Raw genomic sequence first — 25,462 nt, forward strand, 5'->3', positions numbered from 1 at the left:
CACCTACTGAGACCTCGTCTTGCTCGGGGACGGGGAAGGGGAGGGGGTGGCCGAGGCGTCCGTCTCGGTGGCGTCGAACTTCAAGCTGTTGATCTTCGTGATGCCCTCGGTCTCGTCGGCCACCTTGATGCCGTCCTTGACCATGGCCTGGTCGGGCGCCGACAGGTCGGCGACCTTGCGACCGGTCTCCTTGGCGACCTCGAAGAACTGGAGCGGCCCCACCTCCTGCTGCAAGCCCCTGAAAACGACCACTTCGCCGTCCCTAGCTCCGACGAAGTACTGGTCCTGAACCCACTGCCAGCCGAAGTAGCCGCCGATTCCGGCAGCCACCCCGGCCACTGCCAGCACGGAGACCAGCACGGGCCACACGCGACGACGCTTGCTGCGACGGCCCGACGCCTCGGCGTCCTGGTAGTCGTCATCGTCGTCGGCGAACACCGGCTGGGGAGCGGTCACCGCGCTTACTCGCCCCGCCGGCTCACCCGGGGAGCTGGAACGCGAGCGGCTCATTCCCGCCGCGCCGACCACGGCGGCCTCGGTGGGGACCGGGAGACCGTCGGTGACGTCGACCACGTCGGCGAGCACGCACGTGATGTTGTCGGGGCCACCGCCCCTGTTGGCCAGGTCGATGAGCTGGCGGACGACCTCTTCGGGGTCGTCGACGTTGGTGAGCGTCGCGTGCAGTGTCTCGGCGCTCACCACCCCCGACAACCCGTCGGAGCAGAGGAGGTAGCGGTCGCCGAGCTGGGCCTCGCGCAGCGTGAGGTCGGGGTCGACCTCGCCGCTGCCGTCGAGCGCTCGCAGGAGGATCGACCGCTGGGGGTGCGTCGCCGCTTCCTCCGGGGTGATCCGCCCGTCGTCCACGAGCTGCTGGACGAGCGTGTGGTCGTGGGTGATCTGGTAGAGCTCCCCGCGTCTGAGCAGGTAGGCGCGCGAGTCGCCGACGTGCACCAGTGCGACCTGGGTGCCGTTCCAGAGCATGGCGGTGAGAGTGGTGCCCATGCCCTTGAGGCTGGGATCCCGCCCGACCATCTCGTGCAGTTTGCGGTTGGCGTCGCGCACTGCCGCCTCGATGGCGTTGAGCAGGTCACCCCCCTGGTGGCTCTCTTCGAGAGAGGCCATTGCGGCGATGGCGACGGAGCTCGCCACCTCGCCGTGTGCGTGCCCGCCCATGCCGTCGGCGACGGCGAGCAGGCGCCCGCTAGCGTACGCCGAGTCCTCGTTTCCTTCGCGGAGGAGGCCGACGTCCGAGCGGGCGGCGTAGCGGAGTGCGATGGTCATTTGCGCAATTCAATGACTGTCTTGCCGACGCGGATCGGAACACCGAGCGGCACCGGGGTCGGGCGGGTGACTTTTGAGCGGTCGAGGTACGTGCCGTTGGTGGAGCCAAGATCTTCCACGATCCACTGACCGTCCTGGGGGAAGAGTCGGGCATGCCGGCTGGAAGCGTAGTCGTCGGTCACGACCAGCGTGGCGTCGTTCGCCCTGCCGATGGTGATGGGCGTCTCCGAGAGATTGATGATGGTGCCCTGCAGGGGGCCGCCCGTGACGACCAGCTGGCGCGGCTCCCCCTTCTTACTCTTGGGTTTTGCCGCTGGTTTCGCGGGCTTTGCCGGCTTGCCTCTGGTCGCCGGAGAAGTGCGCGAACCGAACAGGTCGGTCCGGATCACCCCGACTGCGGCAATGACAAAGAACCACAGCACCGCCAGGAAGGCGAGCCGGATCAGCAGCAGCGTGAGCTCGGACATGGACCGTTTGTCTACCCCTAATCGCGCCGGAACACCAGAGTCGTGCGCCCCAGGGTGACACGAGTGCCGTTCTGGAGCTCGATCCTGCGTACCGGCTGGCCGTTGACGAAGGTGCCGTTCGTGGAGCCCAGGTCGACGAGCACGACCTGAGGGCCCTCGACCCGCAGCTCCGCATGGTGTCGGGAAACGCCTGGATCGACAAGACGAAGATCGCAGTCGGTGCCCCTCCCGAGCAAGGTCACCGGAGTGGTGAGCTCGTAGGAGCGGTCGCCCTGCGGGTCGTCCTGTGTGGAGACGAGCAGCCTGGGCCTGCCGCCGAACGCGCCAGGCCTGGAGGCAGGCAGGTCGCTCTTGGGCTGGCGGATCTCGTCCTGCTCGACCGTCGCACCCCTGATGACGCCCGAACGGATGCGGAACAGGCCCACCGCCAGGTCGGTGGCCGTCTCGAAGCGGACCCGGACCGGTCCCACGAAGGAGTAGCCCTGCTCCTTGGCGTACTCCCTGGCGAGGTTGGCCAGCTCGTGGCTGATGCTGTCGGCGTAGACCTCGAGCCGCTCGGCGTCGGTCGTCGACAGCTCCACCACGAAGTCGTTGGGTACGAGCGTCCGGCCCTGAGCCACGATGGCGGCCCGCTCGTCCATCTCTCGCTGCACCGCGCTGGCGACCTCGACCGGCTGAAGGTCAGATTTGAACGCCCGCGCAAAGGCCCCCTCAACCAAGCCTTCGAGCCTTCGCTCGAAGCGCTGAAGGACTCCCACCGGGTACCTCCCTTCCTCCGTGCATATCGTCGCGGCCGCTGGGGTGCCCGTGGCTCCTGAGTCGCTCTCTTGCACCCAGCTCTTCTCTCCGCGTCTTGATGCGATCGTATCCGGGTTCGGTACCAGCGTCTGATCCGTGCTACTGTTTCTCCGCACCCAAAAGGGCGGGTGGCGGAACGGCAGACGCGCACGGTTCAGGTCCGTGTGTCCGAAAGGACGTGAGGGTTCAAATCCCTCCTCGCCCACTCCGGTCGCCGATGAAATCGGCAGACCCACAGTGACGAAACAGAGCCCCGGTTCGCAAGAGCCGGGGCTTCTTTATTTGATACGGGCTGCACCTGCGTGGGGAACGTTACCTGAGATCACTTGCAGACCGCTTTCCAGTCGCTGACAACGTTTCAGCGGATTGCGGGATTTCGCTCAGAGCTGAGCGATTGGTGCCCGGGGCGCCCGGCCGGGCCCCAATCAGCACTTTTCTGGCCAACGTCACATAGTCGACACTCTCCGTTGACGGGTCATACCTGTGCGTATAGCGTCACGGCCGATCGACGCCCTCGGCCGTGGAAGGCTGAGCGCCAGGCTCCACTCCGCCGACGGCGCGCATGTGACGATGACCACCCTCCTCGAGGACACCACGACGCTGGACCGGCACAGGATCCACTTCGTGTGGGCCGGTGCACCAGTGAGTCCCCCAGCCCGTGGGGGCCGGGGGACAGGTCAGGCGGCCCTGGTGTCGAGGAGCTCGCCCAGCAGGTCGCTCAGGCTCACCATGCCGATGACCGACAGGTCGGCCGCGGTGACCAGGCCCAGGTGCGCGCGAGCGTCCTGGAGCGCGGCCACGGCCTCGGGGACCTGGGTGACGCAGGCGAGCCTGGGCAGCGGCCTGGCCAGCTCACCCGCCGAGGCCTCGGGCATCAGCAGGGCGTCGCGCGCGTGCAGCACGCCCCTGATGTCGCCGGGCGTGCCGACCAGCAGCCTGAGGTGGCCGCTGCCGCCTGCCGCCCGCTTGATCCGGTCGGCGTTCGCGTCGGCGGGCACCATCACGACCTGGTCGATGGGGACCATGAGCCGTTCGATGCCCTGCGCCTCGAGGCGAAGGGCGCGGGTGAGCAGGTCGTGCTCCTCGCGGTCGAGCAGGCCCATCCGGCCCGACTCGCCGACCAGCATGGCGAGCTGGCGCGGTGTCCTGGTGGTGGCCAGCTCGTCGCGGGCGTGCACACCGAACAGGCGCAGGATCAGGTTGGTGAAACCGTTCAGCGTCGACAGCAGCGGACGCACCACCCACGTGAAGGCCCTGAAGGGCACGGTCAGCAGCATCGCGGCCGACTCGGGGTGGGTCAGCGCCCACGACTTGGGCGCCATCTCGCCGATGACCATGTGGAGGAAGGTCACCAGGGCGAGCGCGATCGTCAGCGCGATCGGCACCCGCAGGCCCTCGGGCAGGCCGACGAGGGCGAAGACCGGCTCCAGGTAGCGCTCGATCGCGGGCTCGGTCACCATGCCGAGGCCGAGCGTGCACAGCGTGATGCCCAGCTGGGCGCCTGCCAGCATGAGGGACAGCTGCTTGCCGCCCTCCACCGCGGACTTGGCGACGAATCTGGTCAGCTTGGTGCCGCCCGAGGCCATCTCCTCCAGGCGGTGCCTGCGTGAGGAGACGAAGGCGAACTCGGCGGCCACGAACAGCGCGTTGAAGGCCAGCAGCCCGAGGCTGAGCGCGATCAGGGCGAGCGGGTTCACTTGGCCACCTCGGCGGGGTGCTGGACGGGCGCGAGCCGTACCCACTCGGGGACGCGACGCTGCAGGGACAGCACCGTGAGGACCGCCTGCGACTCCTGGGAGTCCTCAGCGAACGGGTCGGACTCGGGGATGAGCTCCACCGTGATGATGTCGCCGGGCTCGGCCATCCTGCCGAGCCTGGCCAGGACCAGGCCCGCCACGGTGTCGTAGTCGTCGCTCTCGGGGAGTGAGATGCCGGTGGCCCGCTCGACCTCGTCGAGCCTGAGGGTGCCCGGCACGTCCCAGACGCCGCCAGGGCGCTCGACGGCGCCGACGGGCTCGGGGTCGTTCTCGTCGACGAGCTCGCCGACCAGCTCCTCCGCCAGGTCCTCGACGGTCACCACGCCGGCCAGGCCGCCGTACTCGTCGATGACGCAGACGAGGTCGGCCCTGGCGGCGCGCATCTGCGCCAGCACGAGCGGCAGGGGCAGCGAGTCGGGGACCAGCACGGCAGGTTGGGTGACGTCGCCGATCACGCCCTCCTCCACGCCCGCGGCCAGCAGCTCGCGCACGCCTGTCACGCCGATGACGTCGCCCTCGGGGCCGAGGACCGGGTAGCGGGAGTGGCCGCACTCGCGCATCGTCGCGATGAGGTCGGAGATCGGCCTGTCGACGCGCAGCACGACCACGCGTGGCCTCGGGACCATGGCCTCCTCGGCGATGCGGTCGCCGAACTCCAGCGCCCGCTCCAGCAGCTCCGACAGCCGCGGCGGCAGCTCGCCCGCCCTGGTGGACTCGGCGATGATCCTCGAAAGCTCCTCGGGGGTAGCGCCGTGCTCCACCTCCTCCACGGGCTCGACGCCGACACGGCGGAGCAGGCCGGTGGCGGCCGAGTCGAACAGCTTGATGAGGGGTCCTGCGATCGTCAGGTACACCAGCGTCGAGCGGGCCAGGAACTTGGCCACGGGCTCGGGCTTGGCGATGCCGAGGTTCTTGGGGGCGAGCTCACCGAGCACCATCTGGATGACGGTGGCCACGAAGACGCCGATCGCCACGGAGAAGGCCGCAGGAAGATCTCCCAGCAGGGGCCTGACCAGCGTCGCGATGGCGGGTTCGGCGAGGAAGCCGACGAGCAGGGCGGTGACGGTGATGCCGAGCTGCGCGCCGGAGAGCATGAACGACAGGCGTGAGGTGACTCGCAGCGCTCGTTCCGCCGCGGCGTCGCCCGCGTTGGCCTGCTCCCGCAGGTTGCCCCTGTCGACGGCGACGAAGGCGAACTCCTGGGCGACGAAGTAACCGGTCGCCGCGGTGAGGAGGAAGAGGGCAAGAATGCCGAGATAGGCGCTCATTTCGAGCTCGCAGGGGGTCCCGTGCAGATGCACGGGCTAGTACTCCATGGGTCCGGAGCGGACACGATCTTCCCTTCGATAGAGGTCGTCCACAACCGTAACGACCGTGCGGACGTCAAATGTTTCCCGAGTGACTCACGCTCTGGTCTGCGTACTTTTTCATGGGAATTCCTTGACGAGACGTCTGCACTGGTGAAGGCCACGAAGTACGGTCGAAAGCAACCGAGGGGGAGTAAACGACGTGTCCGAGGACGACCGCACGCGAGCCATGCGCTCACCGGGCGACGGACGCCCGCTGCCGCGCAGGGACGAGGGACCGCCGCGCTCAGGCGGTGCGCCCGCTCATCCGATTCCCGGCAGCGCGCCCACCAGGGCGCACGAGCAGCCGAGGGCTCCTGAGGAGCCCCGCTCCAGCGCTCGGGTGTACGGCAAGGCCCGCTCGGGCGACAGCCCCGTACGCCCCCTCAAGAAGCCGCCTCAGGAGCCGCGTGAGCCACGGCTGCGGGGCCGGATCAAGGGCGCGACGATCCTGAAGATCATCGCAGGGGCGCTCGCCGTCCTGCTGGTGCTGGCCGTGGTCGGCTTCTTCTGGATCAACTCGCGGATCCAGACCATCGACGGCGTGCTCGACGAGTACGAGGGCCGCCCCGCCGACACCCCAGGAACCAACTGGCTGCTCGTCGGCTCCGACAGCCGCGAGGGCCTGACGGCCGCCGAGCGCAGGAAGCTGGCCACCGGCAGGGCCGTCGGCCGGCGCACCGACTCGATGATGCTGCTGCACATCCCCGAGGGCGGCGACAGGCCCACACTGGTCAGCCTGCCCCGCGACTCCGCGGTCAGCATCCCCGGACAGGGTCGCAACAAGCTCAACGCCGCCTTCGCCATCGGCGGCCCTCAGCTGCTGACCCGCACGATCGAGAACGTCACGGGCATCAGGATCGACAACTACATGGAGGTCGGCTTCGCCGGGTTCGTCGACATCGTCGACGCGGTGGGCGGCGTCGAGATCTGCGTGAAGAGCCCGATCAACGACCCGAAGGCGGGGCTCAAGCTCAAGAAGGGCTGCCAGGAGATGGACGGCGGCACCGCCCTCGGCTATGTCCGCACCCGTAAGGGCGGCGCGCTGCCCGACTTCGAGCGCACCAAGCGGCAGCGGCAGTTCCTCAGCGCGGTCGTGAAGAAGGCGGCGAGCCCTCTGGTGCTGATCAACCCGTTCACCTCGATCCCGCTGGCGATGGGCGCCACGGACGCGGTGCGGGTCGACACAGGGACCGGCGCCTTCGACCTGCTCTCGCTGGGGCTGGCGATGGGCGGCAGCCCTGTGACGACGGTGGTGCCGTTCGGCGGCAACGAGAGCGTCGCCGGCGGGCAGGCGGTCAAGTGGGAAACCACGCGCGCGATCCAGCTCTTCGACGCGCTCAAGGAGGACAAGCCGGTGCCCAAGGACGTGCTGGACAAGGGCTGAGGCGCGTGGCGCGGGCCGTCTCCCTGTCGAGAGGACGGCCCGCGGCGATGGTCAGCCCGTGGAAGTGCTCGTCGCGGCGCCGATGGCGGCGCTGGTCGCGGCGATCATGATGACGGCGTTGATCTCGGCGATCGTCTTGGCCACGGCCTCACCGGCCCACGCGCCCTCGGTGATCTCCTTGATCCGCTCCTTGCTCGCCCCGGGGAAGGCCTTGCGGTCGAGTTTGGCGGCGTGCAGGACGGCGATCAGCACGGCCGTGCGCTCGTCGGGTTCGGAGCCGCCGAGCACGCTCGCCACCCTGGCGCGGATCTCCGCCTCCACGCTGCCGTCGGCCTCGGGCCAGCGCGTGGTGGGGAAGATGCCGAGGATCTTGCCGCGCTCCTGGGTGAGCACGCCCGTGTCGGCGAGCCTGGTCAGCAGCCGGGTCCTGAGCTTGCTGCTGCCGATCTTGGCGACCCACCAGGCGGGCTTGCGCTCCTTGCCGTCCTCGACGATGCGGGTCATGGTCGCCGCGAGCTCCGCGTCGAGCTCCGCGCCGCCTCCGGCGGCGTCCTGGACGACCACCCTCTTCTCCGACAGCGCGATCCTGCCGTCGACCGCCAGCTCGGCGAGTACGGCGCCGCCGAGCGCCGCGTTCAGTTCGGTGGAGCCGATCAGCTGCTTGCCGTCCTGCTCGCTGTGCGCGAGGAGGAGGACTTCTTCGGCGATGGTGACGCTCATGTCCAGACAGTACGTCGTAAGCGTTGGGGAGCGGTTCGCGTGGTGGTGTGGAGGCATGAGAGTACTGCGTCATCCCGCGACCTGGATCGCTGTGGCGGTGGTCTTCGGGGTCGCGATGTACCTGTTCCAGCCTTGGCGGCTGTTCACCACCGTGGAGGTGAACGAGCCCCTGCCCGAGGCGGTCGCCTCCTCGACGGGCGCCACGCCCGCGGCCGTTCCGCGGGCGGTCAGCCCTGCTCCCGCACCGGAGGTGCTGCGGTCAGGCAGGTTCGTGACCCACGAGCACAGGACCTCGGGCGTCGCCAAGGTGCTCAGGCTCGCCGACGGCAGGCGCGTCCTGCGCATCGAGGACCTGGCCACCTCCGACGGCCCCGATCTGCGCGTGTGGCTGAGCGACCAGCCCGTCACCGACTCCTGGCGCACCTTCGACGACGGCAGGTACCTGGAGCTCGGCGACCTCAAGGGCAACAAGGGCGACGCCAACTACCCGATCCCTGCCGACGCGGACCTCGACAGCCTCACCAGCGTGTCCATCTGGTGCAAGCGGTTCAGCGTCTCCTTCGGCGCCGCCGCTCTCACTGCCGGAACGCGTTAACTTGCTCCGTATGTCGATTTCATCGGAACTGCACGCCATCGGCCGCCCGCTGCTCGAGGCACAGCTCGCGCACCCGACCGTGGCGGGCATCGGCAGGGGCGACCTCGAGGAGAAGGTCTTCAGATCGTGGCTGGAGCAGGACTGGCTGTTCCTGCACGACTACGTGAGGGTGTTCGCCAGGCTGGCCTGGCAGGCTCCGGCCGCGCACCTCGGAGACCTCGTCGACCTGGCGCACACGACCTTCCACGACGAACTGTCGCTGCACAGGTCCCTGTCGGCCGAGTTCGGCGCCGACCTCGACGGCGCGGTGAAGGGCCCGGCGTGCCAGGCGTACACCACCTTCCTGCTGGAGTCGGCGGCCACCTACGCCGAGGGCCTGGCCGCCCTCTATCCGTGCATGTGGGGATACTCCACGCTCGGCCGGATCCTCGCGGAGAACAGGCCCGCCGAGCCTCGCTACCGCGCATGGGTCGACACCTACGCCGATCCCGGTTTCGCCGCCCTGGCTGGGCGCATCGCCGAGATGATCGACGAGGCGGCGCCCGATCTCTCGAGGGCGAAGGAGCTGTTCGCCGAGGGAATGCGACACGAGCTGGCCTTCTGGGACGTCCCGTAGGGCGGAGCTGCTTTCCACAGGCTGTGGACCATATTCTGGACGCATGCCGGAACTTCCCGAAGTGGAGTCGCTCGCCGAGTTCCTGCGCGAGCGGGCGGTGGGGCGCACCATGCTGGCCGTCGACGTCGTCGCCTTCCAGGCGCTCAAGACCTTCGACCCGCCCGTCACCGCGCTCGGCGGGCTGACGGTCACGGGCGTGGCGAGGCACGGCAAGTTCCTCGACCTCGACTGCGACGGCCTCCACCTGGTCTTCCACCTGTCGCGAGCGGGGTGGCTGCGCTGGCGCGACGACCTGTCGGGCGCGAAACCCGTCCGCCCGGGCAAGGGGCCGCTGGCGGTGAGGGTACGGCTGGCGCCCGACGACGACGGCGTGGCGCCGGGCTTCGAGCTGACCGAGGCGGGCACGCAGAAACGCCTGGCCGTCTACGTCGTCAAGGACCCCGAGGAGGTCCCCGGCGTCGCCTCGCTCGGCCCCGACCCTCTCGCGCCCGAGTTCACGCCCAGCGCGCTCAAGCAGATCGTGGGCGGTAACCGCACCCAGATCAAGGGCCTGCTGAGAGACCAGAAGATCATCGCCGGCATCGGCAACGCCTACTCCGACGAGGTGCTGCACGCGGCCAGGATGTCGCCCTTCAAGATCTCGGCCACGCTGACCGACACGCAGATCGCCGACCTGCACGAGGCGATCGTGACCACGCTGCGCGACGCGGTCGAAAGGGCCCACGGCCTGGCCGCCAAGGACCTCAAGGCGGAGAAGAAGTCGGGGCTGCGCGTGCACAACAGGGCGGGGCAGACGTGCGACGTGTGCGGTGACACGATCCGCGAGGTGTCGTTCGCCGACTCCTCGCTGCAGTACTGCCCCACCTGCCAGACCGAGGGCAAGATCCTCGCCGACCGGCGGATGTCCAAGCTGCTGAAGTAGGGCCCCGCTCAGGCGACGAAGGGCGGCTGACCCGTCTCGCTCACCATGGGCTTGCGGGCCATCTCCCACGACTGCATGCCGCCGCCGACGTTGACGGCGTCGCGCCCGATGTGGTTCAGCCATGCGGCGGCGTGCGCCGAGCGGCCGCCGACCCTGCACACGACGTACACCTGCTGGTCGGCGGGCACCTCCTCGACCCGCGCCTGCAACTCGGCGAGCGGGATGTGCACCGCCTCGGGGGCGTGGCCCGCGACCCATTCGTCCTGCTCACGGACGTCGAGCAGGTAGGCGCCCGCGGGCACGTCGGTCACTTCGATCTCAGGAACACTCATACCTCCATTCTCGGGGAACCGAACCCCTGACCACGCCCGGAGGGGCGACGCGTGAGGCTTCGAGGAGCGGCCTCTTGCCAGAAAGTCGTTAAGTGACATAATTCGGTCGAAAATTACAAACCGCGGGAGCTCGGGCGATGACCGGGCTGAGAGGGCGGCTCCTGCGCCGCCGACCGCATGAACCTGTCCGGGTAATGCCGGCGTAGGGAGCGTGTGATGACGCATGTCATCGACCCCAAGCATGCAGAAGTCCCTCTGACCCTCGACGAGGCTCCCCCCAAGACTCTCGGCATCCTCGACCAGGGCGCGTTCTGGGCCAACCTGGGCGTCAGCCTCCTCGGCTTCTCCTTCGCGCTCTTCCTCATCAACCCCCTCCTCGACGACAACCCGCTGTCGATGACGGCCGCGGTCACCGCGACCGTCGTCGGCAGCCTCATCGGCACCGCCATGGTGGGCCTGGCCGCCATCCCCGGCGCGCAGACGGGCCAGCCCGCGATGGTCCTGCTCAGAGGGCTGTTCGGGGCCAAGCTCTCCTACGTCCCGACCGTGCTCAACATCATCCAGATGCTCGGGTGGGGCGCCTTCGAGCTGTGGGTCATCTCGATGGGCGCGCAGGCCATCTTCGGCGACGCCGTGCCGTACGCGGTCTGGGTGCTCCTCGCGGGGGCGATCACCACCGGGCTGACGATCTACCCGCTCGGCGCCATCAGGCTGATCAGGCGGGTCGTCACGATCGGCGTGATCATCTCGACCATCTGGTTCGCTGTCGTCTTCCTGCGCTCGGCCCCGGCGCCGTCCGGCGGCAGCTGGGACGCCTTCGCCCCCGCCGTCGACTTCGTGATCGCGCTGTCGGTGTCGTGGGTGCCGGTGGCCGCCGACTACGCCAGGCACTCGCGCAGCAGCCGCGCCGCCTTCACCGGCGTCGTGGGCGGCTACACGGTCGCGCAGGTCGCCTGCCTGGCCATCGGCGTCTACGCGGTCGCGATCGCCGGGCACGACGCCGTGCTGAACGATCCGACCACGGTGTTCGGCCCGTTCGTGGCCGCCCCGCTGGGCGCGCTGTTCTTCGGCATCCTGGTGCTGCGTGAGACCGACCAGTCCTTCGCCAACGTCTACTCCACCGCCATGTCGCTGCAGAACCTCATGCCCCGCGTGGACAGGCGCATCTTCTCCATCGCGATCGGCGTGCTGACCATCGGCGTGGCGCTGCTGGTGGACGTCAACTCCTACAGCGCCTTCCTCAGCATCATCGGCGCCGTCTTCGTCCCGATGCTGGGCGTCCTCGTGGTCGACTACTTCGTGCTCGGCCGCGCCAGCACGTGGGACACCAGTGAGCACGCCCCCTCGCGCTGGCCGATGGTCGCGCCGTGGGCGCTGGGCTTCGTCACCTGGTGGCTGCTGGCCGCGCCCTCGACGATCAGCTGGTGGGCGGCGATCTGGGACGGCGCGCGCACGGCGCTGGGCTTCACCAGGCAGCCGTGGATGAGCGCGGCCGTGGGCGCGTTCCTGGTGGCGGGCCTGGTCACCCTGGCCATCGGCTTCGTACGGCGAAGCAGGCGCTAACCCTCGATCCTCAGCAGGCGCTCAAGGGCGGTCGCCCCGCCCGGATAGCTCTCGCGGTCGCGGACCCGGTGGCATGGCACGATCACGCACACCGGGTTCGCGTTCAGCGCGTTGCCCACCGCGCGCAGCGCCTGTGGCCGTCCGATGCGCGCCCCGAGGTCGGCGGTGGTGGTGCTGGTGCCGTACGGCACTGCCATGGTCATCTGCAGCAACGTGCGCGCGAACGGCGTGGCCAGCTGCAGGTCGACGGGGGTGGTGAAGGCGCGCAGGCGCCTGGAGAAGTAGGCGTCGAGCTCGCGGCGCACCGGGTCGAGACGGCGCGCGTCGGGGCCGACGAGGCCGCCCACGACCCGCGTCAGCCGCTCGAAGATCGTGTGCTCGTCCTCGAAGCTGCAGGCGACCACGCCCTTGGCGGTGACCGCGAGCACCAGCCTGCCGAGGGCGCCTTCGTAGGTGCCGACGGCCACGTCAGGCGGCCGTCCAGCACGGTAGGTGGCTGAGGTGACCCTCAGCAGGGCTTCGAGGTCACCGGCCGACATAACCCGCAGCGTATCGGACGGATCGGCTTACGGAGCGGGCGCGCCACCGGCAGTATGGAAGGCGTGGGTGACGAGGAGATCGCCGCTGCCGTCCTCTCCAGCGCCCCCAACGCGGTCGTCGTGCTCGACAGGGACCAGACCGTGCTGGTCTGGAACCCAGCGGCGGAGCGGTTGTTCGGATGGAGCACCGAGGAGATGGTCGGCAGGCGCGCGCCGATCGTCCCTGGCGAGTTGACCGCCGAGCACCACGCGGTTCTCGAAAGGGTGCGCACCGGCGGCCAGGTCTCGCTGCGCACCAAGCGCTTCCGCAGAGACGGCACCGTCCTCGACGTGCGGGTCGACACCAGCGCGCTGCTCCACGGCACGGCCGTCGTCGGCTACGTGCACGTCCACCACCTGCCGGAGGACGACGTCGTCGCCAGGGACAGAGGGGCGCACAGGGCCAGGCTGGTGCGCAGGCTCACCGACGTCGTCGGCGACATCAACGCCGAGCTGGAGCTGCCCGCCGTGCTCGAGCGCATCGCGGCCAGCCTCACGGAGCTCACAGGGGCCGACGCGGGCGGGTTCGTCCTCATCGAGAACGAGCGGCTCAGGCTGGTCAGCGCCTACCAGCTGCCCGAGTCGCTCAGGAACGTCACCGCCGACCTGCGCAGCAGCCTGGTCGGCAAGCTGATGCGCACGGGCAAGACCGTGATGCTCGAGTCGGAGGGCCTCGACGACCTGGTCTGGGCCGAGCTGCCCGGCCTGCACACGATCGCGCTGGGCCTGGCCGCGGTGGGCGGCCGTCCCTACGGCGCGCTCTACGCGCTGTTCGCCAAGCGCAAGCCGGGCCATGTTGAGCTCGAGCTGCTCGAGCTGCTGGCGGGCCACGCAGGCATCGCGGTGGGCAACGCCATGGCCTACCAGGAGGCGCTGCGGCAGCGGGCCCACGAGCGGGCCGTCTTCGACGCCAGCGCCGACGGCATCGCGGTGCTCGACGAGCCGGGCAGGGTGGTCCAGTGGAACCCCGCGGCCGGTGAGCTGACCGGCATCCCCGTCGAGAAGGTCATCGGCGAGCCACCGCCCTTCCCCCTGCCGGAGCCGGGAGAGAAGCTCACCTTCCAGCTGGCCAACGGCCGCTGGCTCGACGTGGTCAGCGCCAAGATCGAGGAGACGGGGGAGATCGTCGTCGACTTCCGCGACATCACCACCGCCAAGGAGCTGGAGGAGGCCAAGGACCTGTTCCTGGCCACCACCAGCCACGAACTGCGCACCCCGATCACGATCGTGCGCGGGTTCGCCAGCACGCTCGACGCCCGATGGGACAAGATGACCGATCCCGAGCGCCGCTCGGCCGTCCACACCATCGCCGAGCGGGCCAGGTCGCTCGGGCAGCTCATGGACCACCTGCTGCTCGGCGCCAGGGCGGGAGCAGAGGAGCTCGCGGTCCGCGTCGAGACCTTCAACCTGGCGGAGCGGGTGCGGGCGGCCACGCTGGGCCTGCCCGTCCTGTCCGACAGGCACAGGGTCGAGGTGGTCATCCCCGAGGATCTGCCCGATGTGAGAGGCGACGCGCTGGCCACGGACATCGTGCTCGGGCAGCTGCTGGAGAACGCCTTCAAGTACTCACCCGACGGCGGTCTGATCAGTGTCGAGGTGTGGGCGGAGGGGCGACACGTGGTCGTGGTGGTGGACGACGAGGGCGTCGGCATCGCCCCTGATGACCGTGACCGAATATTCGAGCGGTTCGTTCAGGTCGACAGCGGTGACCGGCGCAGATTCGGCGGTGTGGGTCTCGGGCTCTACATCGTGCGGAGCCTGGTCAAGGCGCAGGGCGGCGAGGTCACGGCCCATCCACGCCCAGGTGGAGGCACTCGTATGCGTTTTGCTCTCACTATCGTGGCCGACACGCCGAGCCGGTAACGAGCCGGTCACGGATGCGCTGATCTATCGTCCAATGTGTACAAGCTGTGATCGAGACACGGTTTCTGGGACCGAGTAACGGGGCATTTCGGTCGTATCCGGGGGCGTTCCCTGGGGGGACATGGGAGCGGGGAGGTGGGTGTGTCGAGCGTCGTGATGTTGCCGTACGCACTGTCCAGCGTCGCCGTCGCGCGCCAGCGTCTCTGCACTGACCTGCAGGAGTGGGGGGTCTACGCCACCGCGATCGATGATGCGGTCCTGGTGGTGAGCGAGCTGCTGAGCAACGCGCTACGGCATGCGCGACCGTTGACCTCTGGCATGGTCAGGGTGGCGTGGCTGTGGACTGACGATCACGTCGAGGTGGCTGTGAGTGACGGAGGCGCGGCGACCGAGCCGCGCGCGGGCCGTCCCACGATGTCCTCACTCGGCGGGCGCGGCCTCGGCATTGTCGAATATGTCGCGGAGAGCTGGGGCGTCCGGCACGACGGGGAGACGACCACGGTATGGGCCGTGCTCCCCGCCCCGCACGCCAACGGTCAGGTCGCCGCGCTCAAGGAAGCCGGGTAGAGCACCCGGCGCTCGCCGGCCGTCCATGCGGTCGAGACCAGCAGGTAGATCCCCGCGGCCAGCGGCAGCACGGCAGCGGCGATCACCGTGCCGTAGGGCAGCAGTTTGAGGATCTTGAACTGTCCTGCCTCCATCCTGCGGGAGGTGTACCAGGCGATCAGCGCGATCGCGACGATGACGCCGGCGAAAGCCAGCACGGGCCAGCTGATGAGGCCGTACTTCGCCACCACCACCGCCAGGTGCTGACCGAGCAGGTCCGTACCGATCAGGGGGTGGGTGGCGACCTGATACATCAGCCACAGGAACGGCATCTGCGCCAGCGCGGGACCGAATCCCGCGAAGGGCGAGGTGCCTTCCTTGGCGTAGAGGGCCGACATCTCCTTGCTGAGCCGCTCGGGATCGCGGCCGTGGCGTTTCTGCAGCTCCTGCATGCGCGGCGCGAGCCGCATCCGGATCCTGGCGGCGCGCGCCTGCTTGATGCTGAGCGGCAGCAGCAGCAGCCGTACGGCCAGCGTGAACAGCACGATCACCAGCGCGGTGCTACCGCCGAAGCCGGTGATGAACATGACAAAAGAATCGATCATCGCAACTCCTCATAGAAAGGTCTCGGTTTCTAGAAGGAGCGCGATGACGGAGCTCGAGGACGCGGTCTGCCCGCCGCGTCAGGATCGCACTGGCGAGGAAATGCCGACTTCCTGGCGTAGGCCATGGGGAAGGTCGGCGTGCCGCCCGTCTGGGCGACGAGCACGCTGCTCGCCCAGACGGCGAGCAGGACCAGCACCAGCCCGGCGATCAGCACCAGGCCGGCGGGATCCGCCAGCGCGAAATGGAACACCTACCTGGACCTGCCCACCAGGGTGACGGCGATGAAGACGATCACGCCGATGACGCCGACGATCAGCGCGAGCTGCAGCAAGCCCATGAGCATGGGCAGGATGAACGTGAAAAGCACCCAAAGCGCCAGAAGCGCGCCCACGACGAGCATGACCATTCGACCCATAGGGCCACCGTACGTCCTGGACCATGCGTGCGCGAGGCAGTTAGCCGTACCGTGACTGGGTGAGCACCCGCATCCTGGTCGTCGATGACGACCCGACCGTCGCCGAGGTGGTGGCGCGTTACCTCGAGCGCGACGGTCACCAGGTCGAGTGCGTGGGCGACGGGGCCGAGGCGCTGCGCAGGGCGCTGGCCGATCCGCCCGACCTGATGGTGCTCGACCTCATGCTCCCGAAGGTCGACGGCCTTCAGGTCTGCAAGAAGCTCAGGGAGCGCTGGCCGGTTCCGGTGATCATGCTCACCGCGCTCGGCGAGGAGATCGACCGCGTGGTCGGCCTCGAGACCGGCGCCGACGACTACGTGACCAAGCCGTTCAGCCCGCGCGAGCTGGCGCTGCGCGTGCAGTCGGTGCTGCGCAGGGCGCGCGGCGCCTCTGTCACCGGCGGCAGCGGCGTCCTGCGCGACGCCGACCTGGTGGTGGACGTGGGCGCCCACGAGGTACGGCTCGGTGAGAAGGAGATCCTCCTGACCGCGCGCGAGTTCGACCTGCTGGCCTACCTGATGCGCAACCCGCGCCAGGCCTTCAGCAGGGCGGCCCTGCTCGACCAGGTGTGGGGGTGGTCCTTCGGCGACTCCTCCACGGTGACCGTCCATGTGCGGCGGCTGCGCGAGAAGGTCGAGCCCGACCCCACGGTGCCGCGCAGGATCGTCACCGTCTGGGGCGTCGGCTACAGGTACGAGCCGCTGTCATGACCCTCCTGGAGATCGTGGCCGTCACCGCCGGGCTCGGCGTGGTCGTGGCGGCGGCCGGTCTCGCGCTGATGTGGCGGCTGCGCACCCGCTCCATCGGCGTCATGCTCGCCGTCGTCGTGGCCGTCGCGGTGCTGGCCACGGTGGCGGGCGTCGCGGCGATCACGATGCGGATGGCCATCGACGCCGCCGCGAGGGACCTGGTGCTCAGCGTGGTGGCTGTGGGCGGCCTCGTGGGTCTCGCCGTGGCCTTCGTGGTGGCCAGGCAGATCGTGGCGGCGAGCAGGCGGCTGGCGGCCGCGGTGCGCGAACCCTCGTTCGTCGCGCCGCCTGGGCTGCCCGCGGAACTGCGGGCCATCGCCAGCACCCTGGAAGAGTCGTACGCGCGCGAACGCGCCCTCGAAGGGGCGCGCAGGGAGCTGGTCGCCTGGGTGAGCCACGACCTGCGCACCCCGCTGGCCGGGATGAGAGCCATGGCCGAGGCGCTGGAGGACGGGGTCGGCGACGCCCGCAGGTACCCCACCCAGATCAGGCTGGAGGTCGAGCGGCTCTCGGCGATGGTGGACGACCTGTTCGAGCTCTCCCGCATCCACGCCGGATCACTGCGCCTGAACAGGACCAGAACAGGACTGGGCGATCTGGTGGCCGACGTCGTGGCGGGAGTGGAGGCTCTGGCCCTGGCCAAGGGGGTACGGCTGTGCGCCACGCCCGCGGTCGCCCCCGTGTCGGCCGACGCGGGGGCGCTGGGAAGAGCGCTGCGCAACCTGGTGGTGAACGCGATCAGGCACACCCCCGCGGGAGGAACGGTCGCTGTGCGCGTCTCCGTGGAGGACGGCCTGGCCTGCCTGACGGTGACCGACGCCTGTGGCGGAATCCCCGAGCAGGACCTGCCGAGGGTGTTCGACGTCGCCTTCATCGGGGAGAGGGCTCGCACGCCGACGAGAGACGGGGGAGCGGGCCTGGGCCTGGCGATCACTCACGGCCTGGTCGCCGCTCACGGCGGCAGCGTCTCCGTCGCGAACCAGGGCCCGGGATGCCGCTTCGAGATCCGCCTGCCCCTCGCCCCCTAGCCGACGCGCGTGCGGGATCTGGTTGGGTGGCCGCATGACAGTGAACGCGAACCCTCCGCGCCAGGCCCGGTGGGACGGCTGGCGCAGGTGTGCGGTGATCGGCACCGTCACGCTGGTCCCCACCACCGTGCTGGCCTGGGTCTACGTCCTGAGCACCTACGCGTTCTCCCGCTGCCTCACCTACGGGGAGCAGTGTGATCCCGACTCGAGCGGGCTGCTGCCGCTGGCCTGGTGGGCCTTCTGGGGCAGCGCCGCCGCCGGCCTGCTCGCGATCATGCTGCCTGCCAGGTGGCAGGCGATGACGTGGCTACGCCCCGCGCTCGCCGTCACCCAGCTCCTCCTGCAACTGGTCACCTTCACCGCCGTGGTCGCCGCCGCGTGACGAGCACGGCTCAGCGGGCGGGAGAGGACAGGAGGTCCCAGCGGTTGCCGTCGGGGTCGGTGAAGGGCGCGACAGTGCCGTAGAACTCCCTGCGGGGAGCGGCGTCGAAGGTGACGCCCGCCGCCAGCATCCGTCCGTGGTCGAGGCCGAAGTCGTCGGTGTGGAGGACCAGCCGGCCCTCTCTCGCGGGAGTGTCGCCGCGGGTCAGCAGCAGCGCGGTCTCCCTCGCGTGGCGCGGGCGGACGGTCACCCACCGCTCGCCGTCGCCGCCCTGTCTGTCCTCCCACAGGTCGAAGCCGAGTGTCCCGACGTAGAAGGCGAGAGCCTCGTCGTGATCGCGCACGACGAGAGGGACGAGGCCGAGCCGCTGGGCGGGCACGAACCCGCCACTGGTGCGCGCCTCCTCCTGCCGGCGTGTGATCGTCCATACGATCAGGATCGCGAGGGAGCCCGCGACGAGCGACAGCGCGATCGTGAGCACCGACACGACCGGGCCCGGGGCCACCCGCACCGAGTACGCGTGGACGGCGAGCATCCCCAGCCAGCTCAGCCACCAGGCCCAGACCAGCCGGGAGCGGCGGACTCTGAACAGGTCCGTGCCCGGGGCCTGGCCGCCTCGTTGCGAGGTGGCCCTGATGTCGTCGACGATCCCCTTCGGGACGAACAGGTTGACCACGGGCAGGATCCAGCCGAGGACCATGAACGGCGCGGCGTAGGTGTGGACGACCCCTGGAGAGAGCGCCTGCGCGTTGGCGCGGGCGCGAGCCAGCCAGCACACGTAGGCGAACCCGGCGGGGATGAGGATCAGCTGGTACCTGAGCCGCCAGCTCTCCCCGTGGAGCAGGTGGGCGATCGACATCGCCGTGGACGCGGCGACGACCAGGGCGATCATCACGACCACGAGGACGGCTAACGGACGGACGGGGCGCAGGGAGGGAGGGGGCACCACGGATCCTTCGACGGCGGCAAGGTGATCGCCAGTATGGCGGTTCATGAGCAGGAAAACAGATGATCTTCGCGTCGGACGATGGTCATACGGCCGCCATCGGGAAGACTGAAGGTCGGCGACGGGGGAGGCGAGGGTGGCGACCAAGGACGGCGACGGGTGGACGATCTGTCGGCAGGGTCACAGGCACTGGGGCACGTACGGCGCGGCGGGGCTGCTGGCCGTCCACCGCGATGAGGAGGGCGTCGCCCACGTCCTGATGCAGAAGCGGTCCTTCTGGAGTCACCACGGCGGCACCTGGGGCCTGCTCGGAGGGGCGTGCGACAGCCACGAGGACCCCGTCGACGCCGCGCTGCGCGAGGCGGGCGAGGAGGCCGTGCTCAAGCTCGACGAGCTGCAGGTGCGCGGCGTCTACCACGACGACCACGGCGGCTGGGCGTTCGACACCGTGATCGCCGAGGCCGAGACGCTGCTGCACGCCGTACCCGGCAACAGTGAGAGCGCCGACCTGCGCTGGCTCACTCTGCCGGAGATCGAGAAGAAGCGGCTGCACCCGGGCTTCGCCCACACGTGGCCGACGGTCCAGGCCGCGCTCGAGCCGGGTCTCGTGGTACTCGACGTCGCCAACATCGTCGGAGCGAGGGCCGAGCACGGCTGGTGGAAGGACCGCAGGGGAGCGGCCTCCAGGTTGCTGACCGACGCGGCGGGCAGAAGCCTTCCGCACGAGGTGCTGACCCGGTGGTTCCCTCGCGTGGTCGCGGTCGTGGAGGGCGCGGCGTGCGGCGTGGGTGAGGTGGAGGGCATCTCCGTCGTCCACGCGCCGGGCAGCGGCGACGACACGATCGTCGAGGTCGTACGGCAGGCGAAGCCGTGGGAGCGCGTGCTCGTCATCACCGCGGACAGGGCGCTGAGAGAGCTGGTCACAGGGCTCGGCGCGCTCGTCGCCGGTCCGAAATGGCTGCTCGACCGACTCTGAGCTGGCAGCATGTGTCCATGTCTGTCCCCCGGACACTCGAGATCCCACCCGACGAATGGGGCAGGCCGCGCTCCGCCGCCCAGGTTCCCTGGCTGTTCCTCGCGATCATCGCGGCACTGCTCGCGGGCAGGTTCCTGCTCGCACCGCACCTGACCGCGCCCGCGCTGCAGACGTGGGCCACGATCTTCGTGGCGATCTGCGTGCAGGCCCTGCCGTTCCTCGTGTTCGGCGTGGCGCTGTCGGCGGCCATCGCGGCGTTCGTGCCTCCCGGCTTCTGGACCAGGGCGCTGCCGAAGCGGCCCGCGGTGGCGGTGCCCGTGGCGGGCCTGGCCGGAGCCGTGCTGCCGGGGTGTGAGTGCGCCTCGGTCCCCGTGGCCTCGGGGCTGATCAAGCGAGGCGTCACGCCGGCGGCGGCGCTGGCGTTCCTGCTGTCCTCCCCCGCGATCAACCCGGTCGTGCTGGTCGCCACCGCCGTGGCCTTTCCCAACGAGCCGCTGATGGTTCTCGCGCGCTTCGCCGCCTCGCTGGTGGCGGCCGTGGGGGTGGGCTGGCTGTGGCTGCGGTTCGGAAAGACCGAGTGGATCCGCAACCGCGCCCATCACCACGGCTCGTTCCTCGAGGCGATGCGGCACGACCTCCTGCACGCCGGCGGCTTCCTGATCGTGGGAGGGCTGGCCGCCGCCACGCTCAACGTCGTGGTGCCGCGCGAGTGGCTGACGGCGGTGGCGGAGGTGCCGTGGCTGTCGGTGCTGGTGCTCGCGGCGCTCGCCGTGCTGCTGTCGATCTGCTCGGAGGCGGACGCGTTCGTGGCGGCCTCGATGTCGGCCTTCTCTCCCACGGCGAAGCTGACGTTCATGGTGGTCGGGCCGATGGTCGACCTCAAGCTGATCGCGCTCCAGACCGGGACGTTCGGTAAGGCGTTCGCGGTCAGGTTCGTTCCTGTCACCCTGGTGTTCGCCGTGGTGGCGAGCGTCGTCGTCGGATGGATCCTGCTGTGAACCGCATGTCGCAGAACCTGGTGCTGATGCTGCTCGGCGGCGCGCTGCTGCGGATCTCGGCCTTCTCCACCACCTACGTCAACTACGTCAAGCCGGGCTTTCGGCCCTTCCTCATCGCGGCCGGGCTGGTGATCTTCGCGATCGGGCTGCTGGGGCTGGTCCGCCGATCCGCCGAGCACCATCACGGGCCGAGGGTGGCCTGGCTGCTGTGCCTGCCGGTCTTCGCGGTCTTCCTGATCGCGCCGCCCGCGCTCGGGTCGTTCGCCGCCGCCAGGTCAGAGGCGCCGCCTCCGCCGCAGGTCCTCGACGCCTACGCGCCGCTGCAGGCCGCGGGGGCGACCGAGATGAAGATGAGCGAGTTCATCGGCAGGGTCTTCAGCGACTCCAACCAGACGCTCAAGGACAGGACGGTCAAGCTGACCGGCTTCGTCACGCCGTCCAGGAAGAAGGGGCAGTGGTTCGTCACCAGGATGCAGCTGGCCTGCTGCGCCGCCGACGCCTACGCGCTCAAGGTGATCGTGCGCGGCGTGCCGCAGCCCGCGCCCGACTCCTGGGTCATGGTCACGGGCACCTGGGTGCCCACCGAGGTGGACGACAACGCCACCGGCATCGTCTACGCCGAACTCGACGCCACAGCGGTGGAGAAAGTCGAGGCCCCGTCAGAACCTTACGAGTAGGTCGGCGGCCTCCTCCTCGCCCTCCGCGGCCCGCAGCACCGGCTCCGGCGAGCATCAGCCTGCTCACCGAGATGATCGCCGAGCTCGAAGCCCAGCTCATCGAGCCAGCCGAGCGCCCGTTTCGGGCATTGAACACCAGATCCAGAAGATGACTGCCGCCGCTGCTGCGCGGATGCCGTCTGGGGCGATCGCCACACTGAATCCGCCGGTGCCGGTGATGGCCTGGGTGACGGCGTTGCCGCGACATACCGCGGACATACCGCGCACCCCTACTTTGGCGCGCATGTCTCCTTCGTGGCGGCGACTCGCCGTTCTGGTTCTGGTCGCCGCGTTCCTGGTGCCGGCGCCTCCGGCTGCCGCGGCCGCGTTGTCCGACGCGGGTTTCTTCGGCAGGTGGAGCGCCGGCGCCTGGAAGGTGGGGCCGCGACTGAACTACGCGCACGCGGGCCTGAAGCCCGTGGAGAGCGCGGTGAAGGCGGGCGACTACGCGCTGGCCAAGCAGCGGCTGCTGGATTACTATCGCGCGCGCCCGGCCATCGAGGCGGGCGGCTTCTCGCATACGACCTGGCCGGGCGCACTCGAGCTGACCCCCAGCCACATCTGGACGCTGGGATCGGGCGAGGTCTACATCAAGACGCTGGCCTTCGGCCCGGGGGAAAAGACGGTCACGGCAGACGTCACGAGCAGCATCACCAGCGGCAGGCCCGGATTCTTCCTGATGAGCCGCTACAAGGACGCGGTCATCGCCCTCATCAACAGCAGGAGCAAGGGGTCGGGCAAGCCCACCCTCCGCCTGACCCTGGCCGACGGCTCGGTGAAGACCCTTCACCCCACGCACGACACCTACATCTGGGCGGCCCACCCGGGCAACGTGTACGGCACCAAGTACTACATGCAGGTCAGCGACCAGGGCACGGGGCCGTTCACCGGCGAGACGCGCAAGGCGTACCTGCGGTTCGACCTCGGCGGCGTCACCGGCGTGAAGAAGGCGGAGCTGACGCTGACCGGTACGGCCGACACCGCGAAGGACATCATGCTGTACGGCAACGCCGAGACCTTCGACGAGGCCACTCGCACCTGGTCCAACACCGTACAGAACACGTTCTCCTGGGAGGGCGACCCCGGCGGCTTCGACTGGAAGCTCCCCGGCGGTGCCGACAAGGAGTATCTCTACCAGCTTCCCCGCTTCTACTTCGCCGGCCCGCTGGCCCTGGAGTACCAGAAGACCGGCAACGAGCAGCACGCCCGCACGCTCATCAGCCTGATGACCGACTTCATCAAGGACGCCGACGCCTACGACGCCGATCAGGGCGCCGGTTCCTATCCGGGCAACCTGCACGCCGCGCGCCGCCTGCACAATTGGATCGCGGCCTACGAGATTGTGCGCAAGAGCCCGTCGCTGACCCCCGAGGCCAACACCGCGATCCTCAAGACGATGAACCGAGCCGGCCTCCACCTGCAGGTGAACGTCAACGGCACGCCGAACAAGATGCAGTCACAGAAGATCACGCTACTGCACGCCTCCGTCTACTTCCCGGAGTTCCGCGTCGCGCCAGCGTGGCGGACCAACGCCGCCGACTTCCTCTCAGCCCAGCTCAACGACTCGACCTACGCCGACGGCGGCTACAAGGAGTCCACGGACGCCTACCTGCGGGGCTACCTCAGACAGTACGTGGACGTCGTCGCCTTCATGCAGCGCAACGGCATCACGTTCACCGCCACCGCCAAACTGCGGCAGTTGGGCCGCTTCCTCATGGACCAGAGCTATCCCAGTGGGTACGGCCCGGCCTACGGCGACAGCGACTCCCTCGACCTGCGCAGCACCCTCGCGAAGCTGGGCGAGCTGCTCAATGACCCCGAACTTCTCTACGTCGGCACCTCCGGCAAGTCGGGCGAGAAGCCGGCGCACACCTCCGCCCTCTACCCGGACACCCGGGTCGCGGTCTCCCGCTCCGGCTGGACCGCCGATGACTCCCACCTCCGGATCAACGCCGACCGCGGCAACCACAGTCACCCTGACGAGCTGGCCATCACCGCCTATGCGTACGGCCGGCCGCTCCTGCCCGACATGGGCACCTTCACCTACAGCACGGACGGCCGCGCGGAGTGGCTGCGGCGTACCACGGAGGCGCACAACACGATCGAGATCGACGACCAGCCGCAGACCTCGACCGCGGCCGGCGGGATCTCGCATCTGATCACCAACTCCGCCTTCGACCTGATCGGCGCGAACACCGAGAGCTCCGCCGGTGCTCACCACGAGCGATCCGTCCTGTCGCTGCACTCGGGCCTGTGGGTGGTCTCCGACCGGCTGAAGCCGGTGGGCACCGTCAAGCAGCACCGCTACGAGCAGAACTGGCACTTCGCCGCGGACGCCAATCCCTCAATCCGCTCCGGGACGGAGGCCACGACCACCGCCTTCGCGACGGGTGCGAACCTCACGATCGTCCCCGCCGACCCAGCCGAGGTCGCCTCCACCCTGCGCGACGGCTACTACGCGCCGCGCTTCTACTCGGTGGAGAACGCGAAGTACGCCTCCTACGTCAAGACGACCACCGGCCAGACGACCTTCGACACCGTCCTGCTGCCGTCCAAGGGCGCAGCCGACACGTCCGTAACGGTGGAACGGCTCCCCGTGGGCACCCTCCCGTCGCACGAGGCGACAGCCCTCAGCCTGAACGGCGGCGCGGGGGTCTACTACAAGTCCTGGACCACGAAGGCGCCGCGAGCGTTCGGGTCCTACGCCTTCGACGGCAAGCTGCTCTACGCCGACGCCGGGTCGATCGTGATGGTCGACGGCTCGTCGGTCGAGCGTGCTGGCGCGCCCCTGGTCAAGGCGCCGGCCGCGGTCAAGGACCTGGCCGTGACCTTCGGCGGGGACGGCACCGTACGCATCGACGGCAGCGGGCTGACCGCGAGCACCGACTCGGCCAAGGCCATCGGGATCGCGGCGCCGAATGCCGCCAAAGTGATCCTCAACGGCAAGGTCGTTCCCTTCGAACGCGCGGGCGCGCTCATCTACGCGGCCGCCTGAAGGAGAACTCCGGCCCGGGTCGTCGAGCTGCCCGACCTGCGGTAGGCCGGGAAGTCGGCGTCGCGGTGCATGCGGGCGGTCTCCTCAGGTGAAGGCGGCGTTGAGCCCTGTCACGTCGAGCACCCTGCGCAGCACGCCGTGCACGCCGGTGAGCCGCAGACTGCCGCCGTGCTCGCGCACCAGGCGCTGGTGCTCGATCAGCACCCACAGGCCGCTGGAGTCGCAGAAGGCCAGGCCCGCCGCGTCGATGACGATCGTGTGGACCCTCTCGCCGTGCAGGAGGACGAGCTGTTCCCGCAGCACGGGCGCGGAGACCTTGTCGAGATCTCCGTGGAGGCTCACGATCGCTGCTCCAGGGGAGCGCTCCACCGCCACAGTGAGTTCCGCCAACGAGATGCCTCCCGCTCAGGAGCCTTCTCCGAAGGTACACCCCTGCCGCATCGAGCGTTAGCCGCTAAGGTGGTGTGCGCACTGGAGGGTTCGCATAGTGGACGAGTGCAGCCGCCTTGAAAGCGGCCAGGTCAGCGATGGCCTCAAGGGTTCGAATCCCTTACCCTCCGCCATCGACCTCCAGGCCGCGCCTGCGGCCTAGAGGTCGCCCAGCTCGCCGAGCGGCTTCGTCCAGTAGTCCTGGTCCTGCGGCGCCCGCGTGTCCGGGTTGATGACGACGTGCATGATCTCGTTGAAGGTCTTGAACGCGCGGTCGTCGCCGACACGCATCTGCCCGCCGTTGATGCGCTCGTACCAGTACTTCTGCTCGTCCTCGATCCGGGGGAGCAGCTGGTTGCGGCTCAGGGTGCGCGCTTCCTCGAGAGTGAGGCGCTCGAAGCGTTGCATGCGG

The 25,462-nt window shown here is 69.4% G+C and carries 29 protein-coding genes, 2 tRNA genes and 1 riboswitch; of the genes, 16 read left to right on the forward strand and 15 right to left on the reverse strand.

The features are described 5' to 3' along the window. Nucleotides 1–3: 3 nt before the first annotated feature. The 3 genes from ABFX50_RS34845 to ABFX50_RS34855 are packed head-to-tail and all read right to left on the reverse strand — an operon-like array spanning nucleotide 4 to nucleotide 2,506. Nucleotides 4–1,281 (reverse strand): Stp1/IreP family PP2C-type Ser/Thr phosphatase, encoded by a 1,278-nt coding sequence (locus ABFX50_RS34845; protein ID WP_346152511.1) that lies wholly within the window; start codon nucleotides 1,279–1,281, stop codon nucleotides 4–6. Beyond that, nucleotides 1,278–1,748, reverse strand: a complete 471-nt coding sequence (locus ABFX50_RS34850) for an FHA domain-containing protein FhaB/FipA (RefSeq protein ID WP_183652930.1) — start codon at nucleotides 1,746–1,748, stop codon at nucleotides 1,278–1,280. The genes ABFX50_RS34845 and ABFX50_RS34850 overlap by 4 nt, the downstream gene beginning before the upstream one ends. 17 nt (nucleotides 1,749–1,765) lie before the next feature. Further along, complete coding sequence (locus ABFX50_RS34855; RefSeq protein ID WP_183652927.1) at nucleotides 1,766–2,506, reverse strand: FHA domain-containing protein; 741 nt, start codon at nucleotides 2,504–2,506, stop codon at nucleotides 1,766–1,768. A gap of 162 nt (nucleotides 2,507–2,668) precedes the next feature. Here ABFX50_RS34855 and ABFX50_RS34860 point away from each other — a divergent pair. After that, a tRNA-Leu gene (locus tag ABFX50_RS34860) sits at nucleotides 2,669–2,751 on the forward strand. A gap of 472 nt (nucleotides 2,752–3,223) precedes the next feature. On the opposite strand, the gene ABFX50_RS34865 is transcribed toward ABFX50_RS34860, so the two are convergent. Further along, nucleotides 3,224–4,243, reverse strand: a complete 1,020-nt coding sequence (locus ABFX50_RS34865; RefSeq protein ID WP_346152514.1) for a hemolysin family protein — start codon at nucleotides 4,241–4,243, stop codon at nucleotides 3,224–3,226. Next, nucleotides 4,240–5,571 carry a hemolysin family protein gene (locus ABFX50_RS34870; RefSeq protein WP_379506621.1) on the reverse strand — a complete coding sequence of 444 codons (1,332 nt, stop codon included), beginning with the start codon at nucleotides 5,569–5,571 and terminating at the stop codon, nucleotides 4,240–4,242. The genes ABFX50_RS34865 and ABFX50_RS34870 overlap by 4 nt, the downstream gene beginning before the upstream one ends. A gap of 241 nt (nucleotides 5,572–5,812) precedes the next feature. On the opposite strand from ABFX50_RS34870, the gene ABFX50_RS34875 reads away from it, so the two are divergent. Continuing rightward, nucleotides 5,813–7,036: an LCP family protein gene (locus tag ABFX50_RS34875; protein ID WP_346152517.1), complete on the forward strand. Its 1,224-nt coding sequence runs from the start codon at nucleotides 5,813–5,815 to the stop codon at nucleotides 7,034–7,036. Between the two features lie 51 nt (nucleotides 7,037–7,087). Here the strand turns inward: ABFX50_RS34875 and ABFX50_RS34880 are convergent, their stop codons facing one another. Beyond that, nucleotides 7,088–7,756: a GOLPH3/VPS74 family protein gene (locus ABFX50_RS34880; protein ID WP_346152519.1), complete on the reverse strand. Its 669-nt coding sequence runs from the start codon at nucleotides 7,754–7,756 to the stop codon at nucleotides 7,088–7,090. 55 nt (nucleotides 7,757–7,811) lie between these two features. Here ABFX50_RS34880 and ABFX50_RS34885 point away from each other — a divergent pair, with 55 nt between their 5' ends. Genes ABFX50_RS34885 through ABFX50_RS34895 form a run of 3 tightly spaced genes read left to right on the forward strand, consistent with a single transcriptional unit; the run spans nucleotide 7,812 to nucleotide 9,889 of the window. Then, complete coding sequence (locus ABFX50_RS34885; RefSeq protein WP_346152521.1) at nucleotides 7,812–8,351, forward strand: DM13 domain-containing protein; 540 nt, start codon at nucleotides 7,812–7,814, stop codon at nucleotides 8,349–8,351. 10 nt (nucleotides 8,352–8,361) lie between these two features. Then, nucleotides 8,362–8,967: a TenA family protein gene (locus tag ABFX50_RS34890; protein ID WP_346152523.1), complete on the forward strand. Its 606-nt coding sequence runs from the start codon at nucleotides 8,362–8,364 to the stop codon at nucleotides 8,965–8,967. 43 nt (nucleotides 8,968–9,010) lie between these two features. Beyond that, entirely contained in the window at nucleotides 9,011–9,889 is an 879-nt protein-coding gene (locus ABFX50_RS34895) for an Fpg/Nei family DNA glycosylase (protein WP_183652910.1), read from the forward strand. A gap of 8 nt (nucleotides 9,890–9,897) precedes the next feature. Here ABFX50_RS34895 and ABFX50_RS34900 read toward each other — a convergent pair whose 3' ends face one another. Continuing rightward, entirely contained in the window at nucleotides 9,898–10,221 is a 324-nt protein-coding gene (locus ABFX50_RS34900; RefSeq protein WP_183652908.1) for a rhodanese-like domain-containing protein, read from the reverse strand. A gap of 112 nt (nucleotides 10,222–10,333) precedes the next feature. Then, a riboswitch (TPP riboswitch) is annotated at nucleotides 10,334–10,448 on the forward strand. Between ABFX50_RS34900 and ABFX50_RS34905 the strand changes: the two genes are divergently transcribed. Next, entirely contained in the window at nucleotides 10,438–11,784 is a 1,347-nt protein-coding gene (locus tag ABFX50_RS34905; protein ID WP_346152526.1) for a purine-cytosine permease family protein, read from the forward strand. It overlaps the preceding riboswitch by 11 nt. Here ABFX50_RS34905 and ABFX50_RS34910 read toward each other — a convergent pair. Beyond that, complete coding sequence (locus ABFX50_RS34910; protein ID WP_346127340.1) at nucleotides 11,781–12,323, reverse strand: methylated-DNA--[protein]-cysteine S-methyltransferase; 543 nt, start codon at nucleotides 12,321–12,323, stop codon at nucleotides 11,781–11,783. The two genes, ABFX50_RS34905 and ABFX50_RS34910, sit on opposite strands and share 4 nt — an antisense overlap. Nucleotides 12,324–12,377: 54 nt before the next feature. Here ABFX50_RS34910 and ABFX50_RS34915 point away from each other — a divergent pair, with 54 nt between their 5' ends. After that, nucleotides 12,378–14,225, forward strand: coding sequence for a PAS domain S-box protein (locus ABFX50_RS34915; RefSeq protein ID WP_346152528.1), 1,848 nt, complete (start codon nucleotides 12,378–12,380; stop codon nucleotides 14,223–14,225). Nucleotides 14,226–14,366: 141 nt separating this feature from the next. Next, nucleotides 14,367–14,792: an ATP-binding protein gene (locus ABFX50_RS34920; protein WP_312895730.1), complete on the forward strand. Its 426-nt coding sequence runs from the start codon at nucleotides 14,367–14,369 to the stop codon at nucleotides 14,790–14,792. Here the strand turns inward: ABFX50_RS34920 and ABFX50_RS34925 are convergent. Genes ABFX50_RS34925 through ABFX50_RS34935 form a run of 3 tightly spaced genes read right to left on the reverse strand, consistent with a single transcriptional unit; the run spans nucleotide 14,762 to nucleotide 15,792 of the window. Beyond that, complete coding sequence (locus ABFX50_RS34925) at nucleotides 14,762–15,376, reverse strand: YidC/Oxa1 family membrane protein insertase (RefSeq protein WP_346152530.1); 615 nt, start codon at nucleotides 15,374–15,376, stop codon at nucleotides 14,762–14,764. The two genes, ABFX50_RS34920 and ABFX50_RS34925, sit on opposite strands and share 31 nt — an antisense overlap. 29 nt (nucleotides 15,377–15,405) lie before the next feature. Next, nucleotides 15,406–15,627: a DUF6412 domain-containing protein gene (locus ABFX50_RS34930; protein ID WP_183652892.1), complete on the reverse strand. Its 222-nt coding sequence runs from the start codon at nucleotides 15,625–15,627 to the stop codon at nucleotides 15,406–15,408. Continuing rightward, nucleotides 15,628–15,792, reverse strand: coding sequence for a hypothetical protein (locus ABFX50_RS34935; RefSeq protein WP_346152533.1), 165 nt, complete (start codon nucleotides 15,790–15,792; stop codon nucleotides 15,628–15,630). A 59-nt stretch (nucleotides 15,793–15,851) separates the two neighbouring features. On the opposite strand from ABFX50_RS34935, the gene ABFX50_RS34940 reads away from it, so the two are divergent. Genes ABFX50_RS34940 through ABFX50_RS34950 form a run of 3 tightly spaced genes read left to right on the forward strand, consistent with a single transcriptional unit; the run spans nucleotide 15,852 to nucleotide 17,990 of the window. Beyond that, nucleotides 15,852–16,541: a response regulator transcription factor gene (locus ABFX50_RS34940; RefSeq protein ID WP_183652889.1), complete on the forward strand. Its 690-nt coding sequence runs from the start codon at nucleotides 15,852–15,854 to the stop codon at nucleotides 16,539–16,541. Beyond that, entirely contained in the window at nucleotides 16,538–17,608 is a 1,071-nt protein-coding gene (locus tag ABFX50_RS34945) for a sensor histidine kinase (RefSeq protein ID WP_346152535.1), read from the forward strand. Before ABFX50_RS34940 ends, ABFX50_RS34945 begins: the two co-directional genes overlap by 4 nt. A 34-nt stretch (nucleotides 17,609–17,642) precedes the next feature. After that, nucleotides 17,643–17,990 (forward strand): hypothetical protein, encoded by a 348-nt coding sequence (locus ABFX50_RS34950; protein WP_346152537.1) that lies wholly within the window; start codon nucleotides 17,643–17,645, stop codon nucleotides 17,988–17,990. 10 nt (nucleotides 17,991–18,000) lie between these two features. Here the strand turns inward: ABFX50_RS34950 and ABFX50_RS34955 are convergent, their stop codons facing one another. After that, a complete protein-coding gene (locus tag ABFX50_RS34955; protein ID WP_346152539.1) occupies nucleotides 18,001–18,936 on the reverse strand; it encodes a DUF4328 domain-containing protein in 936 nt (311 codons plus the stop codon). Nucleotides 18,937–19,072: 136 nt separating this feature from the next. Here ABFX50_RS34955 and ABFX50_RS34960 point away from each other — a divergent pair, with 136 nt between their 5' ends. From ABFX50_RS34960 to ABFX50_RS34970, 3 genes are read left to right on the forward strand one after another with little or no spacing between them, the layout of a single operon-like run. Further along, a complete protein-coding gene (locus tag ABFX50_RS34960; protein WP_346152541.1) occupies nucleotides 19,073–19,912 on the forward strand; it encodes an NUDIX hydrolase in 840 nt (279 codons plus the stop codon). Between the two features lie 17 nt (nucleotides 19,913–19,929). Further along, the gene (locus ABFX50_RS34965) at nucleotides 19,930–20,910 is read left to right on the forward strand and encodes a permease (RefSeq protein ID WP_346152543.1); all 981 of its coding nucleotides are present in this window, start codon (nucleotides 19,930–19,932) and stop codon (nucleotides 20,908–20,910) included. A 5-nt stretch (nucleotides 20,911–20,915) separates the two neighbouring features. Continuing rightward, on the forward strand, nucleotides 20,916–21,587 hold the full coding sequence (locus ABFX50_RS34970; protein ID WP_346152674.1) for a TIGR03943 family putative permease subunit: 672 nt from the start codon (nucleotides 20,916–20,918) through the stop codon (nucleotides 21,585–21,587). Nucleotides 21,588–21,683: 96 nt separating this feature from the next. Here the strand turns inward: ABFX50_RS34970 and ABFX50_RS34975 are convergent, their stop codons facing one another. Next, the gene (locus ABFX50_RS34975; protein ID WP_346152545.1) at nucleotides 21,684–21,872 is read right to left on the reverse strand and encodes a hypothetical protein; all 189 of its coding nucleotides are present in this window, start codon (nucleotides 21,870–21,872) and stop codon (nucleotides 21,684–21,686) included. On the opposite strand from ABFX50_RS34975, the gene ABFX50_RS34980 reads away from it, so the two are divergent. Beyond that, nucleotides 21,871–24,621 (forward strand): heparinase II/III family protein, encoded by a 2,751-nt coding sequence (locus tag ABFX50_RS34980; protein ID WP_346152547.1) that lies wholly within the window; start codon nucleotides 21,871–21,873, stop codon nucleotides 24,619–24,621. The genes ABFX50_RS34975 and ABFX50_RS34980 overlap by 2 nt on opposite strands. 84 nt (nucleotides 24,622–24,705) lie before the next feature. On the opposite strand, the gene ABFX50_RS34985 is transcribed toward ABFX50_RS34980, so the two are convergent. Continuing rightward, a complete protein-coding gene (locus ABFX50_RS34985) occupies nucleotides 24,706–24,996 on the reverse strand; it encodes an STAS domain-containing protein (RefSeq protein ID WP_346152677.1) in 291 nt (96 codons plus the stop codon). A gap of 98 nt (nucleotides 24,997–25,094) precedes the next feature. Here ABFX50_RS34985 and ABFX50_RS34990 point away from each other — a divergent pair. Continuing rightward, nucleotides 25,095–25,184, forward strand: a tRNA-Ser gene (locus ABFX50_RS34990). A gap of 25 nt (nucleotides 25,185–25,209) precedes the next feature. Here ABFX50_RS34990 and ABFX50_RS34995 read toward each other — a convergent pair. Next, a complete protein-coding gene (locus ABFX50_RS34995; protein WP_183652863.1) occupies nucleotides 25,210–25,458 on the reverse strand; it encodes a hypothetical protein in 249 nt (82 codons plus the stop codon). Nucleotides 25,459–25,462 lie beyond the last annotated feature (4 nt).

This window comes from Nonomuraea recticatena (genome assembly GCF_039533245.1).
Lineage (GTDB): Bacteria > Actinomycetota > Actinomycetes > Streptosporangiales > Streptosporangiaceae > Nonomuraea > Nonomuraea roseola.